General features: G+C 62.7%; 12 protein-coding genes. 4 read left to right on the top strand and 8 right to left on the bottom strand.

Annotated features, from left to right (window positions below):
• Window positions 1–39: 39 nt before the first annotated feature.
• The 3 genes from CIW50_RS04705 (at window position 40) to CIW50_RS04695 (ending at window position 3,007) form a co-directional block, all read left to right on the top strand.
• Entirely contained in the window at window positions 40–315 is a 276-nt protein-coding gene (locus CIW50_RS04705; RefSeq protein WP_149530053.1) for a metal/formaldehyde-sensitive transcriptional repressor, read from the top strand.
• 11 nt (window positions 316–326) lie between these two features.
• Window positions 327–1,271 (top strand): CDF family Co(II)/Ni(II) efflux transporter DmeF, encoded by a 945-nt coding sequence (gene dmeF, locus CIW50_RS04700; protein WP_149530052.1) that lies wholly within the window; start codon window positions 327–329, stop codon window positions 1,269–1,271.
• A 143-nt stretch (window positions 1,272–1,414) separates the two neighbouring features.
• On the top strand, window positions 1,415–3,007 hold the full coding sequence (locus tag CIW50_RS04695) for a class I adenylate-forming enzyme family protein (protein ID WP_246664141.1): 1,593 nt from the start codon (window positions 1,415–1,417) through the stop codon (window positions 3,005–3,007).
• Here CIW50_RS04695 and ggt read toward each other — a convergent pair whose 3' ends face one another.
• From ggt to CIW50_RS04645, 8 genes are all read right to left on the bottom strand, one after another.
• Window positions 3,008–4,597, bottom strand: a complete 1,590-nt coding sequence (ggt, locus tag CIW50_RS04690) for a gamma-glutamyltransferase (protein WP_149530051.1) — start codon at window positions 4,595–4,597, stop codon at window positions 3,008–3,010.
• A gap of 70 nt (window positions 4,598–4,667) precedes the next feature.
• Entirely contained in the window at window positions 4,668–5,879 is a 1,212-nt protein-coding gene (locus CIW50_RS04685) for an amidohydrolase family protein (protein ID WP_149530050.1), read from the bottom strand.
• A gap of 12 nt (window positions 5,880–5,891) precedes the next feature.
• Complete coding sequence (locus tag CIW50_RS04680) at window positions 5,892–7,265, bottom strand: VWA domain-containing protein (RefSeq protein ID WP_149530049.1); 1,374 nt, start codon at window positions 7,263–7,265, stop codon at window positions 5,892–5,894.
• 3 nt (window positions 7,266–7,268) lie between these two features.
• Window positions 7,269–8,216 (bottom strand): AAA family ATPase, encoded by a 948-nt coding sequence (locus CIW50_RS04675; RefSeq protein ID WP_149530048.1) that lies wholly within the window; start codon window positions 8,214–8,216, stop codon window positions 7,269–7,271.
• 119 nt (window positions 8,217–8,335) lie between these two features.
• Window positions 8,336–9,097 carry a thermonuclease family protein gene (locus tag CIW50_RS04670; protein ID WP_172980215.1) on the bottom strand — a complete coding sequence of 254 codons (762 nt, stop codon included), beginning with the start codon at window positions 9,095–9,097 and terminating at the stop codon, window positions 8,336–8,338.
• A gap of 92 nt (window positions 9,098–9,189) precedes the next feature.
• Window positions 9,190–10,089 carry an EamA family transporter gene (locus CIW50_RS04665; RefSeq protein ID WP_149530046.1) on the bottom strand — a complete coding sequence of 300 codons (900 nt, stop codon included), beginning with the start codon at window positions 10,087–10,089 and terminating at the stop codon, window positions 9,190–9,192.
• Window positions 10,090–10,200: 111 nt separating this feature from the next.
• Window positions 10,201–16,341 (bottom strand): autotransporter-associated beta strand repeat-containing protein, encoded by a 6,141-nt coding sequence (locus CIW50_RS29730; protein ID WP_283808817.1) that lies wholly within the window; start codon window positions 16,339–16,341, stop codon window positions 10,201–10,203.
• Between the two features lie 277 nt (window positions 16,342–16,618).
• Window positions 16,619–17,452, bottom strand: coding sequence for a LytTR family transcriptional regulator DNA-binding domain-containing protein (locus CIW50_RS04645; protein WP_149530043.1), 834 nt, complete (start codon window positions 17,450–17,452; stop codon window positions 16,619–16,621).
• Between the two features lie 307 nt (window positions 17,453–17,759).
• Between CIW50_RS04645 and CIW50_RS04640 the strand changes: the two genes are divergently transcribed.
• Window positions 17,760–18,593 carry an MBL fold metallo-hydrolase gene (locus CIW50_RS04640; RefSeq protein ID WP_149530424.1) on the top strand — a complete coding sequence of 278 codons (834 nt, stop codon included), beginning with the start codon at window positions 17,760–17,762 and terminating at the stop codon, window positions 18,591–18,593.
• Window position 18,594: the final 1 nt, after the last annotated feature.

The following is an 18,594-nucleotide window of genomic DNA, read 5'->3' as shown; positions in this document are numbered from 1 at the left end:
ACTTTCGTTTGACGGAAATATAGGGTAGGGGACTATTCTATGTCGCACCTCACCGCTAACAAGACCAAACTGCTCGCCCGGGTCCGTCGGCTCGCCGGCCAGATGGCCGCCATTGAGAAGGCCATCACCGAAGACGCAGGCTGTGCCACGATCCTGCATCAGGTCGCAGGCGTGCGTGGCGCCGTAAGCGGGCTGATGGATGAACTGATCGAGGACCATGTCCGCGAGCATGTCGCCCATCCCGGTCTCAGCACGGACGACCGTGCGGCCGGCGCCGAAGAACTCATCGCCGCCATCCGGCGCTACACGAAATAAGGAGCGGCAGCATGCACACCCACGCCGACATCGACGCCCTGTCCCACGAGCACCTGTTTCTGGGCAACAATCATGACGAGAACACTCGCCGCACGCTGTGGGTGGTCGTCCTCACGGCGCTGATGATGGTCGGCGAAATCGTTGCCGGCACGATCTTCAATTCGATGGCGCTGCTGGCGGACGGTTTCCACATGGCGACCCATGCCGGCGCTCTGGCCGTTGCAGCCGGCGCCTACGCCTTTGCGCGGCGCAACGCGCACAACCGCCGCTTCACTTTCGGCACCGGCAAGGTCGGCGATCTCGCCGGCTTTGCCTCGGCACTGATTCTAGCTTTGATCGCGCTCGCCATCGCGGTTGAGTCCATCATGCGATTGCTCGACCCCTCCCCTGTTGCCTTCAACGAGGCCACACTGGTCGCGATCTTGGGCCTCGTCGTCAATATCGCCAGCGTCTTTCTGCTTTCCGGCGGCTACGGTCATCGTCATGGCCATGATCATCACCACGGCCGCGCGCACGATCATGGGCACAGCCACGATCACAGCGCACATCATCAGGACAACAACATGCGCTCGGCAGCCCGTCATGTGATGGCCGACGCGCTGACATCCGTCCTTGCGATCGCGGCTCTGCTCGCCGGGCGTCATCTCGGCTGGGTCTGGCTCGATCCCGTGATGGGCATCGTCGGCGGCATCGTCATCGCGTCCTGGGCCTGGAACCTGCTACGCGACACCTCGGCCGTGCTGCTCGACACGTCAGATCCGCATCTCGAACAAGAAATCCGCGACGAGGTCGAGCGGCCCGGCGATGCCCGCATCTTCGACCTCCACGTCTGGCGCATCGGCCCCGGTGCGCATGCTGCGATCGTCGGCTTTGCCGGCGCAGCGAGTGTCGAGGCGGTGCGTCAGCGCCTTACAGCCGTGCATGAATTACGGCATGTGACGGTGGAAGCGCGCTAGCGCCGGACGCACATCTCACGCGTTACGAGCCATGCGGCGACGCGGGTTGGCATTCGCCGCATGGCTGATTAACCTGACGTCATCATCGCCAGCCAAATGGCGGGGCGTGCCGATTGCGGCGCGCAAAAACGTCTGGGATGGACATGCAAGGACAGATCGCGCCGGGAACCTCGATGCCGGCGACACGCCACGAAGTTCTCTACGGCGAACGCGTCGTCACCTGTTTCCTGGACCGTCCACTGAGCCTCGACGCCATGCTGCGCGCCGCTGTCGCGCGCAAGCCCGATGGCATAGCACTGGTGCTCGGCGAGCAACGCGTCACTTATGCGCAGCTTGACCGCATCGCCGAGAATATTGCGCGCAATCTCATCGCCGCCGGCTTCCAGAAAGGCGAGCGCATCGCAATGCTGCTCGGCAACTGCCTGGAATTCGTCCATCTCGCGCTCGGCGCCAGCCGCGCAGGGATGATTGTCGTGCCGCTCAACACCCGGCAACGCATGCCGGAGATCGACTACGTGCTGCAGCAATGCCAAGCCTCGGCGCTGGTCTATGACGCCGACTGCGAGGCCAACCTGCCCGCACCGCGTGCGGACTTGCGCAATCAGTGGGTGGTCGGCAGCGGACGCGCAGCATCGTTTGCGGAATTGATGAAGGATGCGCCTGCCGCTGCGCTTCCCGAACTCCATCAGGAAGACACCGCTTTTCTGCTCTATACGTCGGGCACGACAGGCAGCCCGAAAGGCGCGATGCTCACTCATGTGAGCATCATCCACTCGGTGCTCAACTTCCAGCATGGCTACGGCCTGCGCGACGGCGATGTCAGTATGCTGGCGGTACCGGCCTCGCATGTCACCGGGCTGGTGGCGCTGATCCTTGCGACCATCAATGTTGCCGGCACCACCGTCATCCTGCCGACCTTCAAGGCACCGGAATTTCTCACCATCGCGGCACGCGAGCGCATGACTTATACGCTGATGGTGCCGGCGATGTACAATCTCTGCCTGCTGCAGCCGGACTTCGACAGGCACGACCTGTCGGCCTGGCGCATCGCCGGCTTCGGCGGCGCACCGATGCCCGAAGCGACCATCAAGCGGCTCGCCGAGGCATTGCCGAGCCTCAATCTCTGCAATGCTTATGGCTCGACGGAGACATCGTCACCCGCGACGATCCTCCCGCCCGGTTCGCCTGCGAGTAAGATCAACACCGTCGGACAGCCCGTGCTCGGTGCGCGCATCGTCGTCGTCGATGACGACGGCCGCGAGGTGCCTACCGGGCAAGACGGCGAGCTGCTGATCGCGGGCGCCATGGTCGTGCCTGGCTATTGGGACAATCCGGATGGCACGCGCAGCGGCTTCGTCGGCGGCTACTGGCGCTCCGGCGACATCGGCCGCATCGATGCGGATGGGTACGTCTCGGTGGTCGACCGCAAGAAGGACATGATCAACCGCGCCGGCTTCAAGATCTACTGCACCGAAGTCGAGAATGTGATGTCGCATCATCCTGCGATCGTCGAGAGCGCAGTGATCGGCAAGCCGGATCCGGTGCTGGGCGAACGCGTGCACGCCTTCGCCTACAGCCCCGATGGCGGCAACGAAGCCGACATCCGGACCTACTGCGCTGAACGGCTGTCCGACTACAAGGTGCCGGATACGATCACCTTCCTGAAGGAGCCGTTGCCGCGCAACGCCAACGGCAAGATCCTCAAGACCGAGCTACGCAAGATGATGGCGAGCTGATCACCAAGCGGCGACGGCACCATCCGAGCGCGGGTCTGTCGCACCTTCGAGCACGCCGTTGGCGTGCAGCACGATGGCGCCGGCATGGCCCATGGTGCCGGTATAGCTGCCGAGCACCTCGACCACGTGTCCGGCATCCCGAAGCTGCTGGATCAATGCGGGATCGAAGCGGTCCTCCACCTTCAGCGTGACGCTTTCGTCGCCCCAGGTCTTGCCGAGCAGCCAGCGCGGCGCGGTCACGGCCTGCTGCAGCGGCATGCCAAACATGCCGTAGCGCGAGAACACGGCGGACTGGGTCTGCGGTTGCCCCTCGCCGCCCATGTTGCCATAGACCATGCGGCGGCCATCATCGAAGATCGCCATCGCCGGATTGAGCGTGTGGAATGGCTTGCGGTTCGGCTTCAGCGCATTCCAGCCTGACTCCTGCAGCCGGAACGAAGCGCCGCGATTTTGCCAGCAGATGCCGGTTTCGGGCAGCACCACGCCGGACCCGAATTCGAAATAGACCGACTGGATGAACGACACCGAGCGGCCGTGGCCGTCAATGACACCGAGCCAGATGGTGTCACCGGGCTTGCGGATATGCGGCCACGGCAACGCAACCTTGCGATCGATGTGACGCGCAAGCTCGTCCAACTTGGCATCGTCGAGAAAAGCCGCGGGATCGACCGTCATGTGATCGGGATCTCCGACATGCTCGTCGCGCACGATGAAGGCCTGCTTGGTGGCCTCGACCAGACCGTGGATGTGGTCGAATCCCTCGGCCTGGGTGACGCCGAGACGATCGAACATCGCCAGAATCATCAGCGACGACAGGCCCTGCGTCGGCGGCGCCATATTGAACAGCTGCGCGCCGCGCACAGTGGTCGAGAGCGGCGGACGTTCGGTGGCTTGATGGTTCTGCAGGTCAGCGGCAGTGACAGGCGATGCAACCTTGGCGAGGTCTGCGGCGATCGTGTCGGCCAGCTTGCCCTTGTAAAAGCTCTCGAAGCCCTCAGCAGCGAGACGCTTCAGCGTCGCGCCGAGCGCCGGCAGCTTCATGACATCGCCTTCGGCTGGCGCCTGACCGTTCGGCATGAAGGTTTCGGCGAAATTCGGCTGGTCTTTCAGTTCTGCGAATTTCTCGGTGGTGAGTTCGGACTGACTGCGCGTGACGACGATGCCGTTCTCAGCGTAATAGATCGCGCTTTCCAGCAGGCGTTCGCGCGACAACGGCGCTTGCCAATGCTTCGAGACGTCCAGCGCCTTCTGCCAGCCGGAGACGGTGCCGGCGACGGTATTGGCGGCGAGCGGCCCGCGGAACGGGATCGTCGCAGCGCCCTTCGCGGCATAATAAGCGAGATCCACCGCCGCGCCGGCGCGGCCGCAGGCATCCACCGTGGTCGGCGCCTTGCCCGGCTCGGCGATCAGCCAAAAGCCGTCACCGCCAATACCGGTCATGTGCGGATAGACAACCGCAAGCGCAGCCGCCACGGCGATCGCCGCCTCCACGGCGGTGCCGCCGTCCTTGAGCACATCGAGACCGGCCTGCGACGCCAGGTGATGCGGCGAGGTCACCATGCCCCGTCGCGCGCGCGGTGTTTCAAGCATTCATCGTCTCCAGAGTGTCTGGCACGCCAGCATATATTTGAGGCCAGTCGTAGCGAGTTTGACCGATGATTCAAGCCTTGCGGGCGATCATCTCCCCATCCCGCGCCACCAGCCGGCCGTTCTTGTAGACCGCGCGGCGCTTCGGCAGATCGACCACCGCCTGCGGAACATGAGGCGCATCCAGCGCGATGAAGTCGGCCTTCGCGCCGGCTCGGAGGCCCCAGTCGTCGAGCCGCAATGCCTGCGCGCCGCCAGCGGTGACGATGTCGAATGCCAGCATCAGATCGGCATCGGTGTTGAAGCCGGAGCGATAGCCGATCATCATCGCGCGGCCGAGCATGTCGCCATCGCCATAGGGCCACCAGGAATCGCGGATATTGTCGCAGCCGCCGAATACGATGACCCCGGCTGCGCGCAACAGTTTGACCGGTGGAAAAGGCCGCGCACCCGGCGCATTGGTCATGATCGCAACGCCACTCGCAGCCAGCACGTCGGCGGTGCGCTGAACAACGTCGGCCGCAACATCGCCCAGCGAATAAGCGTGGCTGATAGCGACATGGCCCTGCATGCCGAGCGCACGCGTGCGCGCGCAAATCTGTTCGATCTCGAAAATACCGAGCATGGAGGGATCGTGCAGATGGATGTCGACATCGACACCGCGTCGCTCGGCGATTCCGAACACCACATCGAGATGTTTCTCGACATCGCGATCGAAGCCGCCGGGATCGAGACCGCCGATCACATTGGCACCGAGATCGAAGGCCGCGTCGAGCAAGTCCGGCGTGCCCGGACTGCGCAGGATGCCGCTCTGCGGGAAGGCCACGAGCTGGATGTCGATGACGTCGCGATACGCCTCGCGAACGGTGAGGATCGTCTCCAGCGATTTGAGACCGACCGAACCATCGACCATCACATGGCTACGCATCCGCGTGCTGCCGTGACCGAGGCAAAGCTCAAGCTGACTGCGCGCCCGCTCCGCCATCGGCGCGGCCTTGGCCATGTTGTCGGCTTGAAAGGCAACGCGTTCCTGCACGCTGAAGCCGTTGGTGTAAGGCTGATGCGGTCGCCAGACATCGCCATAGAAGCTGGTATCGAGGTGGACGTGGCCTTCGACCAAGGATGGCACCACCAGCGCGCCACCGAGATCAATCGCCCCCGTGGCCTGCGGCACGAGATCGCTGGCCGGCGAGATCGAGACGATGCAACCGCCGCTGACGGCGATCGTGTTGAGACTACCGTCGGCGAATTTCGCTGACGTAAACACGATGTCGATATCAGCCATCCCTAGGCTCCGCTACTGATAGGTTGCCACGATATCGGCGACGGCGCGCTCGAGTTGCTGCGCCGTCGCGCATTGGCGAACGACATTACAGAAGGTTGCATAACGCGGCATTTCGGAATCGCCGAAGCCCCAGCCCATCCGCCCTTCCGGATTGAGCCAGACCAGCCGCTTCGAGCGCTCGCCGATACGGCGCAGGATGTCGGCGCGCGGATCCAGATTGTTGCTGCGGGCATCGCCGAGCACAATGACCGTCGTCTGCGCCGTGATCGCGCTCATGAAACCCTTCTCGAAATCGACGAAGGAGCGACCATAGTCGGACGAGCCGTAGCCAACCGACGACATGATCTGCTTCATCGCCTCTTCAGGTTTGTTCTTCTCCAGGACTTCACTGACTTCGATCAGGTTGCCGGAAAACGCAAAGGAGCGCACATCGGACACCACTTCATGCAGGCTGTGGATCAGCAGCAGGAAGAAGTCGGAGACCTGCGCCACCGAGCCCGAGACGTCGCAGATGGCGACGATCTTCGGTTTGTCACGATGACGGCGCTTCCATGCCGTCATGAACGGCACGCCGCCCCAGGCGGCATTGCGGCGGATGGTGCGGCGGACGTCGAGATGGCCACGGCGCTGCCGTTTGCGCGGCTTGCTGAAGCGCTCGCGCAGTCGTCGCGCCATCTGCCGGATCAGAACGCGCATCTGCGCGATCTGGCGCTGCTCCAGCCGCGCCATCGGCGCATTGCGGAGTATCTCATTGCGCAGTGCCTCTTTCTCTTCGCGGCCATAGAGCAGGAGCGCCTGCGCGACCATTTCGCTGACGGTCTCGCGCAGGCTGCCGAGCGCCGTTGCAAGCCGTTCTGCATCTGCTGGATTGCGGGTCGTGAGCGCGTCGATGTCGTCGCGCAGTTGCGCGATCCCGAGCTGCTCGAGCACCCGGCTGGCAAACAGCCCCCGCTGGGTGAAGACACGGATGTCGGCCAGGCCAGCGGCATTCGATGCGTTTGAAAGCGCAGCGGCAATGGCGGCGCGATCCTGCGCCAGCAACATCTGCGCGAGCGGACCAAGTTCGGTCGAATCCTGTGCCGACGCGGTACCTGCCGCGGCTTCGGTCCCGCTCTCGCTTGCCCCCTCGCCAGTCTCGTCGTCGTCATTTGCCGCGGACGGCGCGTCGAAATCAGGATGGGTGAAGAACGTATCGAAACAGACAGCAAGCGCCGCCTTCTCCTCGCCGGACTTCGCCATGGTCAACAGCAGCGCATCGCGCAGGATGGCGCGATCGGCGAGACCCACTTCGGCGGCGGCACGCATCGCATCGATACTTTCGGCAGGCGAAATCCTGACACCGGCGCCGCGCGCCGCCCGAAAGAAGCGATGCAGTGTGTCGCGCATCGCCTAGCCGAACACGCCTTGCCGGCCGGACTTGGCGACGAAGCCAGAGACCTGCGGCAGTGTCGCTTCGATATCGCCCTCGTATTTCAGCAGCACATTGAGCGTGTCCTTGACCATCTCATGGCCGAGCTCGGACGCGCCGAGCAGCACCAGCACCTTGGCCCAGTCGATGGTCTCACTGACCGACGGGAGCTTCTTCAGGTCCAGCGTGCGGACCTGATTGACGAAGCCGACAAGTTGCTTGCGCAGCGTCGCGGAAACACCGGGCACGCGGGTTTCGACGATGCGCTCTTCGAGCTTGGGTTCGGGAAAGCCGATATGCAGATGCAGACAGCGGCGCTTCAAGGCATCGCCGAGATCGCGCTCACCGTTCGAGGTCAGGATCACGGTCGGCGGTACGATGGCCACGACAGTACCGAGCTCGGGGATCGTGACCTGGAAGTCGGACAGGATTTCGAGCAGCAGCGATTCGAATTCGGCATCAGACTTGTCGATCTCGTCGATCAGAAGCACGCAGCCCATCGGCTGTTCCAGCGCGCGCAGCAACGGGCGAGGCTCGACGAACTCCTTGGAGAAGAACACGTCGCCGAAATCGTGCAGCTGCTCCAGTGCCTTGGCGAGCGTATCGGCGCCGCCCAGCACTTCGCCGAGCTTGTCTTTCAGTATCTGGGTGTAAAGTAGCTGCTTGGCATATTTCCACTCATACAGTGCCTTGGCCTCGTCGAGACCCTCGTAACATTGCATGCGGATCATCTCGAGGCCGCGCGACGCCGCGATCGCCTTGGCGAGTTCGGTCTTGCCGACGCCCGCCGGGCCTTCGACCAGGATCGGCTTCTCGATCTTCTCGGCGAGATAGACAGCGGTGGCGATCTGCCGGCTGGCGATATAGCCGGCGGAGGCCAGACTGCGCTCAACGGCTTCGATCGATGCTGACGAACTGTTCTCGGCCACGCGCTTCACTCCGGATTTCGCATGCTGGAATAAGCCGTGACGTGGGCGCCCGGCTCATTCCGGCGTCCTGATTTGCTACGTGGTTCAGCCCGCGGCGTCCAGCGCCACCGGCTCATCGCTCAGTTGCGGCGACTGGGGGCCTGACAATTGAGCGCCTTGCGGTAACCCGCGGCGCGGGCGTCGTCCTCGCTGCAGAACCAGCGATCCGGCTTCGGCTGGGTCGCATAATTCTGACACTGGGGGATGAGATAGACGCCGACGTGCCCGGTAAACTTGGCCCGGCGGACCTGTTTCGCCCGGATATTGCAGCCGGTTGGCATCGTGAGATCGACAGGAAATAGCGCCGCGCGCAACTCCTTGTCCTTGTCGCTCCGGCAGGCCGAACCGAGCAATGGGCTGTCGCTCGCCTTGCCGCGGAACTCCGCGGGCGTCACGAAACACCCGCGCCACAGACCTTGCCGCTTGTCCCTGGCAGCGGCCTCGTCGGTTTTGAAATTGGCCCTGGCGCCCGCCTTAACGGTCGTCTCGATGTTCACGGCGTAGCCCGACCGGATAACGGCCTGATTGAGGCTGATGGCCTCGCCCGCGATGCTACAGAGGCCTGCGCGGCGGTTCTTGTAAATCGCATCCTCGCCAAGGTCCTCGCAGCGAACCTCGCGCTTGCCGATCAGCTTCACGAGCTGGTCTCTTGCCTCGACGCCGCAGGCCCAATTGTCGGCATGTTCATCGACACATGGCTGATCCACCTCCGGCGCGTCCACGCCGGCAAGCTTATAGGCGACATTGCCGATCTGGATGGTGTCGCCGTCCTTGACGATGGCTTCGACCGCCGAGACCGGGGTGACAACAAGCAGCAGGAAGAGCAGGGACAGGATGCGCATCAATCTGGTCTCGGGATCGGCACGGGGAAGACTGCGATCAGTCCTATCGCAGCAGGCGTGCCCACGAAAGAGACATCACGCGCACTGCGCCGTCACACTGCAACCAGTATCGCCACGCCGACAACAATCAGCGCGATCCCCGACAATTCGCGTGCCGAGATCGGCTGCTTGAACGAATAATAGGCGACGGCCTGCGCGAACAGCACCTCGACCAGCGCCAGCGTCCGAACATTCGCAGCGGCCGTGAGTGCAAAAGCCAGGAACCAGAATTGCGAGGCTGCCGCACCCATGAAGCCGGCCAGCATCGATGGCTTCCACAGGCCGAGGATATCGCTCAACACCTTGGGGGCACGGGCCAGCAGATAGATGGTCAGGATCAAGGTCTGCACGAACAGCGCCCAGACCAGCGCATAGGACGCCGCCGTGACGAAGCTGACACCGGGCACCGTGATGATGGCGCCGCGAAAGCCGACGGCCGACAGTGCGAAGGCCGCCGCCGCGACCAGCCCGAGGATGGTCGGCCGGATGCTGGCGATATCTCTGGTCGCGCCGGGCCGCAGCGCAGTGACCACGACGCCGACGGTAGCAATCAGGATCGCCGCGACCTTTGGTGCCGTCAGGTGATCGCCAAGAAAGACGAAACCGAAAATGGCGGTCTGGATCGCCTCGGTCTTGAGATAGGCTGTCGTCACCACGAAGGAGCGATCATTCATCGCCGCCAGCATGAGCCCGGTAGCGAAGATCTGGCTGAGCGCGCCGAGCAGCAGCCACGGCCAGAACTCAGCATTTGGCCACTGCACCCGATCACCCGTCGCCAGGATGATCACCACGAAAAAGACGATCGAAAACGGGAAGCCGAACAGAAAGCGAATATTCGTCGCGCCCCAGGTGCCAAGCGGCCCTGTCAGTGACCGCTGCATGGCATTGCGCGCCACCTGCCCAAGCGAGGCGATAATGGTGAAGGGGATCCAGAGCGAGGCGATGGTAAACATGAGGCAGGATGCGTCCGCGTGCGATGGCGCGGAACCTGACTGCACCGCGCCGCAGGGTCAAGCGGCCTATGCCCATGCCTGCGATGCGACCGCGGTCCCCTCAGTCGCCGCTCACCAGACGAAGCGAACGACGCCTTTGCCCGCGTGGCTGCGGGTGAGGTTGGAGAACTCGCCCTCATAAGTCGCCGCTACCGACAACCCGCTGCCGAGCACGACCTCCGCACCCGCGCTGGTCAGCGCCGCATCGGGCGCCAGCGTCGCGCCGTTCACCACGAAGCTCGCGCCGCGTAGTGACTGGAACGACGCCTGTGCGAAGCGGTCGCGGTTGAAATCATGCGCCCAGGCCGCGCGTCCACGCAGCGTCAGCAATGCGCCGTCGAGTGCGAATGACTTGTCGGTGCGGAAGCCAAGCTCGCTACGCGTGGCAGTGACGTTGCGTCCGGTGTAACTAAGCGCGAAATCATTGCCGCCAGAGACAAGCGTCTCTGCATAGGCTGGCAGTTCGATATTCGTAACCTGGCCCGCGGCATAAGGCGTCAAACCCATGCCGCCAAGCCACGGCAGCACGCTCCGATGACCGGCTTCAGCGCGCGCCGAGAAAGCGTGCGCGGTGAAGTTCGCGCGCAGCCGGTCGGCATCGACGATGGTCACCAGCCGCTCGGTGGTGATGTTCTGCCATCCGTAGGCGAGCGCAGCTGTAATATAAGCGGGGCCCTGGTGATGGCGGATGAAACCACCGATCTGGAACAGGTCCGAATGACCTGAACCGAGATTATCCGACAAGCCAAAATTGGTTCCGCCGCCGGCCACCGCGAAGCCGGCAAGCGTCTGCGACGACAACAAGGTATCGGCACCGACGGCAATACCGCCGATCCGGCTGCTGCTGCTATGCGAACCGACGACCATATTGCCATCGGTCGCCTGACCACCGCCGAAGCCCGCAGCCCAGACGTTCCAACGCGCTTCGAAACTCGCCGTCGCAGGTGGCGCTTTAGTGATCGCACCGTAGGCGTCGCGCCACGACGTCGCCGAACGATTGGCCGACGTGAAGGCGTTTGACTCTGTGCCCACCATTGCGAGGCCGCGATTGGCAGCGAAGGGATCGGTCAGCACTCCCATGAATTGCGTCATGGCCTGCACGGTGTTCTGTTGCACGCCGGTCGAGAGTTCGCCAGACGAGTGCGTCAGATCTTCAGGTGCCATCGCGCCGAGCGCATAGGGGATGCCGCCATGGCTGCCGAAATAGGCATTCAGCGACGAAGCGATGTTGTTCTGATTGATGTTGAGACCAGTCAGTTTCAGATCGACATTGAGATAGACGTTTTGAGCATCGTAGCTCAGCGTCGTGATGAACGAGGGCGGCTCGTCGCTGACGATATTCGGGCTGAACCTGCCTGCGATGCCGCCTGCGGCATTCAAAATGGTGTAGCGTTCACGTACATAGGCCGCGGGATCGAGGCTGACGCGAACGCCTGCATTGTTGAGCGACGCGGTGCCTGTGACATTGGTCCGGTCCGCCGCCGAGCCAGATACCTCGACCGTGTAGCTCGAAGCAGCGGCAAACGTCAGATTGCCTTGTACGGACAGCAGCCCGACCGAATTTCCGGGCGACAGCATGCCGCCATCCTGGATCTGTGTGGTGCTGACGATGCCGTTGCCGCCGAGCGTCGCTCCGCGTTCGACACTCACCAGCGACGACGCGGCGATCGAGCCGTTGACGCTGAGCGTTCCGGCCTTGACGTCGGTGGCGCCCGTATAGCTGTTGAGTCCGTCGAGGCGCGTAATGCCCAAGCCGCTCTGCGTGAATGAACCGCTGCCCGAGATGGCACCCGCCAATGTCAGCAGCCCGTCGCGCTTCGCGACAAGCTCGCCATTGTTGATGACATTGCCGATGATCGATCCTGTGAAACCACCATCGCCGATCTGCAGAATGCCCCGCGTGATCTCCGTGCCACCGCTGTAAGTATTGTCTGCCGTTAGGACCGTCGTGCCCGTGCCGACATGCCGGAACATGCCGCTTCCCGTGATCGTGCCACCGAATGTGTAGACATCGGAACGGAAAATCTGGAGCGTGCCATTATTGATGGCATTGCCAATGATAGAGCCTGCTGTGCCACCAGTGCCTAGCTGCAGCGTACCGGCAGAGATCAACGTGCCGCCGCTGTAGGTGTTGTCATTGCCAAACGCCGTGAGGCCTGCGCCGACCTGAATGAAAGCGCCAGGACCGGAGATGACGTCATTATAGGAGAAATTATCGGATCGGTTGAATGCCAGAATACCATTGTTCGTGACGTTGCCGGACAGTGTGCCGGTGATGCCCCCATTGCCGACCTGCAGCGTACCGGCATTGATCGTCGTGCCGCCGCTAAAAGAGTTGGCGCCTGCCAGAACCAACGTGCCCCAGCCATCCTTGGTCAATACGCCGGCGCCCGAGACATCTCCCATAGTCGAGAATGTCGTTCCGAACAACGTCTCGATTGTGCCGTTGCCGGAAAGCACAATACTTCGCGCGGACGTGATATCGGCGAGCGTGAGCAGCGTGCCACCCGAGAGCGTTAGCGTCCCCGTGCCGAGATTAGCGTCCGCGATGACTGCAATAGCGCCGCCGGAAACCGTCGTGCCACCCGTGTAAGTATTCGCTCCAGACAACAGCAGCGTGCCACTGCCGGATTTCACGAGGCTGCCGCCCACGCCCGTGATTGTACTTGTGATGACCGTATCGCTTGCCTGATTGAGCGTCAGTTGTGCGCTTGCAAGCGCAATCTCGCCACCGAAGCCGATCAGCGAATGCGTCGTGGTATTGTAACCGTTGAGATCGAGCTTGCCGCCATAGACGATCACGTCACTACCGTTGGGCAGTGCACCGGAAGCGCCAAGCTGCAGCGTACCGGCTTCAAGCACGGTGCCGCCGGTCCAGCTATTAACGTTCGACAACACCAGTGTGCCGTCGCCGGCCTTGATCAGGCTGCCCCCGCCGGACACCGTGCCGGTGAGCACCAGCGTCGTTGCAGCGTCGGTGTCGATCTCGCCGATCCCGAGCAGCGAGACGTTCCGCGCTGAGGCGATGTTTGCAGTCGTATGTAAGATGCCGTTATCGAAGCTGAGACCGCCCGTTGCGGCACCGAGATTTGCATTCGACGAAATCTGCAGCGTGCCTCCGCTGATGGTCGTGCCGCCAGTATAGGTGCTGGTGCCAGCGAGCACGAGCGTGCCGCCACCCGTCTTGTTCACACCACCGGCACCTATAATCGGAGCCGAAATCGTCGCCGTCTCGCCCGAGAGAACACGCAGCTCACCAATACCGTCTGAACCGCCCAACGCGGTTGGCCGCAGTTCGCCAGTACCTTGAACAAGGTTGTAGAGACCGCCGACGAATTGCAGTCCGTAGAATTTCTGCGATCCATCTATCGTGACCGTGCCGCCCGGGCCGTTGAAGACGCCATAAATGGATCCCCACTGGGTATTGGCAACGCCGCCCAGATCAAACCAGTTGTTGTTAAGCGCATTCCAGGTTCCGCTGCCACCCGCGGTACCGCTCGACGCATCATCCCAACGTTGAAGGATGTTGGTGCCATTGGGCGAAGCAATGAGATCGACCACATGGAGCCGTGAGCTGTCGATCGAATAGGTGACGGGAAACAGGCCCGAGATCGGAGGCGTCGTGCCGGTGGTTAGTCCGGAGATTGACGAACCGCCGGTGTAGCTAACCATGCGATAGTAACCGACCGGTGGCGCACCCGTGCCGCTGATGTTAAACGTTACGTCGTGGAGCGAAACATCGCCGTTGACGAAGACACTCGCTGACGTCGTCGAAGCCGCTCCAGCCGAGAAATGACCCAGATTGAAATCGAAGGCGCTGCCGGCAAACATCGACAGGTTGCCGTTCACCGTCAGACGGCCCGAGCCATCAGGCGCAAGGGTGCCACCGTTGAGCACCGTGGTGGCACCGACGGAGCCATTACCGGTAAGGCCTCCGCCCGCATCGACATTGACCGTACCACCGAGTTGTCCGGTCACACCAAGCGTTGCGCTCAGGATTTCCGTGGTGCCCGCGAAAGCGACGCTGCGACCTGACAGAACCGTGGTGCCTGACAGCACATTGATCGCGCCATTGCCTGTGATGAGGTTGTTGAAGAGATAGTCGCCGCTCGTATGGTTGAAATTGAGCGTGCCGCTTTGTGCGAGTTCAACCGGGCCTGTCACAACACCAGGCGCCAAAGCCGCTGCCCCGGGCTCGGATCCGATACTCAACGCACCGCTGACACCAGAGGCGCCTACTTGAATCGTACGCGCTTTCGCAACGCCCCCATTGCTCACCGTCAGCGCGCCGACGGACGCTGCGCCGATCTTCAGGGTCTGGGCATCGAGCATCGACCGAGTGCCATCGACCTTCACCGTACCGTGCGTGACGTAGGGCGCATCGTTGCCAATTGAAGCGGTAGCTGCAGTCACATGCATGCCATCCGCAATCAGCAACGACCCGTTGCCGCGATAACCGACGAATAGATTGGTATTGAGCCACGATGCGCCTGGGCCAGAGACGACGACATTGGCGTCGGTACCGCTGTCATAGCCAATATAGCCATTGGCCGTCGTCAGTCTGGCGCCGCTGGCGAAACTCAGTGTGCCGGCATTGGCGTGCAGATCACCGGCGAAGGATGTCGATATGCCCGAAAGTGTCCAGCCAGCGTCGCCATTCTTTTCCAGCGCCGAGAAGCCACGATACTTGGTGCCGAGCGCGGAGAGATCAAAAGTCCCGTCCTGAGAACCACCCAGCGCCAGGATATTGGGATTGCTCGCATTCGGGCCGACAACGACATCGCCTGTAATGTTCGCGCCGGACCATAACTCCAGCCTGTTGCCACCGCCGGTGAACAAAACCGCTGCGGCGCGCGATCCGTCGATATTCCGCCCGCCCTCGATCGTCCCGCCTGCAACAACCGTTATGCCGGCGCTCTGCCCAAAGATGCCGGCTCCCGCCGCTCCATTCGCGCCGGCGTGACCGCTGCTTCCATTCCCGAGTTCCCAGCCGCCGCCGCCCGGGCCAGCGGCGCCGCCGCCCCCCGCGTCGCCGCCTTGCACCAGTCCGCCACGCTCGACGCGTATGGTGCCGGGGCTCGTCAACACGACGCCATCTCCGCCGCTACCGCCAGCACCGCCATTGCCACCATTGCCGCCGGAAACGCCCTGGCCGCCAGATCCACCGACCCCGCCGCCGCCTCCGGCTCCACCAAGCACCGATGCACCACCTTCAACGACAGTCATGCGCGCTCTTGAGACGACGATGCCGGCGCCGCCGTTGCCACCATTGCCACCACTGCCGCCATCGCCTCCGATGCCGCCGTCGGTCGCAGTGGTGATGCAGGGTGGCTGTCCGCCGGGACAGTAATTGCCGATAGCATCGGGGGCGCCAGTGCCTCCACCGCCGCCGGCGCCGCCCCAACCGCCGAGACCGCCTCTGATCATCGGTGCAAGCGTTTCCAAAGTGTCTCCGCTGGAGAAGAGACCTATGCCGCCGCCACCGCCGCCGCCGCCTCCCCCGCCCCCACCGCCGTAACCGGGCTCCATGAAGGTGCCATAAAAGGCCAACACGCCATCGCCACCATTGGCACCGACGCTGCCGTAGCCGCCTGTGCCGCCTGCGATGAACTGATTGCCGGGAACGAATGACCCGCTGAAGATCGCGCCAGTGCCGCCGCCGCCTCCGCCGCCACCGCTGCCGCCGTCATGACCCATTCCGTGAAACCAGTTGGTACCATCGGCCCCTTTGCCCTTCTCGGGAAACAGGCCGTATTGTCCCATCTCGCCCTGGATATCGCCGCCCTGGAGCTGAGCGCCATTGAAGCCCGGCGCGCCGCCCTGCCCGCCGAGTCCTCCGCCTTTGGCATTCGCGCCGCTGCCACCCTTGCCGCCGTTGCCGACGTCGGCATCTTTCGGATGTTTCTTGTCGGCATCCCGGCCGCCGCCGCCACCGCCGCCGCCGCCATTAGCCGGGTCGATCACACCGCCTGTCCCGCCCGCTTTCGGATTGCTGGATGAATGTGCTCCGCCATTTCCGCCGACGCCCGAGGCCTGCGCATGAACCGCCTGCGACGAGTTAATCGCCGCAACCAGCAGTACCGGCGCGGCAAGCGACAGCATCGTGGCTGTCGACGACATCAATGTGTTAGCACGGCGCGCGCGGGTGCCGCCGCTCATACCCGAGCCGCTGCGGCATGCTGCGCTGACGACTAAAAATACTGGGAGCTTCACGATTCGACTCCAGCCCGCAGATCCACGCGAGTGAAGTTCCATGAGACACGCGATCGCATGACGAGTCGCAATCAAAGATCGACGAATCGACCTATAGGTTCGACGAACGCCCTCCGAGTTTCTCGCGTGTTGAAATGCAGCAACACATAATGCGAAAAATATTCAATACACTGACGTCACTAACGATTTGTTAAGCCGTGATCAGCATGCGATTGATAGCAATCGGCAACGGAATGTGAGTCGTCAACGTGCTCGCATTCATCTCGCCTGGTGTAATTCAAATGCCAAGGTGCGCACGTAACTCGGCTCGACCGGCGCGCGACACCGGCCAATGGTCTTCATAATCATGCAAGCGCAATTGCCATGCCCCGCTCGACCGGCGTACGACCTCGCGCACGAACTGATGATTGACGACGGCCGTGCGATGAATGCGCACGAACCAGCCCGGTGGAATCAGGCCCAACCACTGGGTCAGAGGCCTTGGATCGAGCACCATCGCGCCATCCACCAGCCACACCTCGGTATAGTCTTTAGACGAGCGCAGGCCGACGATTTCGGTCAATGGCGTGCCGAGAATGCCATGCGCGCGGCGTAGATAGATCAGTGCGGGATATGCGGCCCGCGAATCCTCCCCTCCAAGGGCAATCGACGAACGGCCATAGCGCGCCGCCGCTATGAGATCGGCACAATGAAACAGATCAGCGATTTCAACCGACCATCGTCGCGGCGCCTCGACGGCATCGAAACCGATGCATGCGACAAGCCTGCCGTCATGAAACACCGGCACACTGAGTACGCTTTTGTTGTTCTGCCGGATAAACTCAGCGCGCAACGCACCGGCGCTGCGTGGCAGCGCCTCGATGTCGTTGACCATCACAGCCTGCCCCAGGACCAGCCGTTGATGCAGCCAGCCGATCATTGTGACCGGCACATGCTGCAGGTCCTGCACAAAGGATCCGACCCCACCGCGACTCCACTCATGGGTGTTGCGAAAGCGCAGATGGTCAGCGTCGTATTCGAACATCCATGCACGATCTGCTTCGGCGTCCGCGCCTATGACTTGAAGTATCCCGGCAATCGCCGCATCGAGCCGCCGCGTCAGCAGCAGCATGGCCGTGTCGAACACCCAGCCGGATCGCGACGCCGCAACACGATCATCGCGGCTGACGAATTCCCAAGGTGGGACTGAATCGGATGACAACTGCAATGCTCACGGTGTGATCACAAGACCTACCCAACCACCTTACCTTCTGCAACGTGTCAATCCCTGCAGCATCGCGACTATTCCATCACGACACCCAGGCATCCAATCCTGCGATGCGCCGCGATCTTGGGCAGCTTCCGGCGCCACAACCAGCATTGCAGGGCCCGCTTTTGGCGATACATTGAATCAAAGCGCATTCGGAGACTGCCGGATCATGCTGCGATTTCTGCCTGTCGTCCTCAGCGCCCTGACTTGTTGGGCAATGAGTTGGCTCGTTACCCCGGCACTCGCGCAAAATGCCCCGCGCGGCAGTGAGTGTCTGGCGATGGCCACACGGCCACCACTCGCGGTTCCGGTCAGTTTGCGTCGGACCGCGACGAAGGCCGATGAGGTCGTCATCACCTATGCCGGGCACTCCACCTATTACATCGACACACCCGGCGGCGTGACGATCGCCACCGACTATAACGGCATATACAAGCTCGATCGCGTCCCGGACGTGGTGACGATGAATCGGGCGCACAGCACCCACTACACGCTGTACCCCGACCCACGCATCAGAACCGTGTTGCACGGATGGGGCGAGAGCGGGCAACCCGCACAGATCCATGAACGCATCGGCGACGTGCTGATCCGCAACGTCACAACGGACATCCGCCGTTACTATGGCGATGATGCGGGCGGCGAGATGGTGAAGGACGGCAATTCGATCTTCATCTTCGAGGTTGCCGGCCTGTGCATCGGTCATCTGGGCCATCTGCATCACAAGCTCGACGAAAGCCACTTCGCCGCGATCGGCCGCCTCGACATCGTGATGGTGCCGATCGATGGGAGCTACACAATGTCCCTCGACGGCGTATCCGAAATCACCAAGCGGCTGCGCGCTTCGGTGGTGCTGCCCATGCATCGCTTCATGACACCGCTCAGCGACTTCATGACGAAGATCGGAAAAGATTTCGAAATCGACCAGCGCAGCGCCCAAACACTGACGATATCACTCAATGCGCTGCCCAAGGCACCGACGGTGATTATTCTCAACGGGGTTTGAC

The organism is Tardiphaga sp. P9-11 (genome assembly GCF_008329525.1).
Taxonomy (GTDB): Bacteria; Pseudomonadota; Alphaproteobacteria; order Rhizobiales; family Xanthobacteraceae; genus Tardiphaga.
This window is presented reverse-complemented; position numbering and strand designations above follow the sequence as displayed.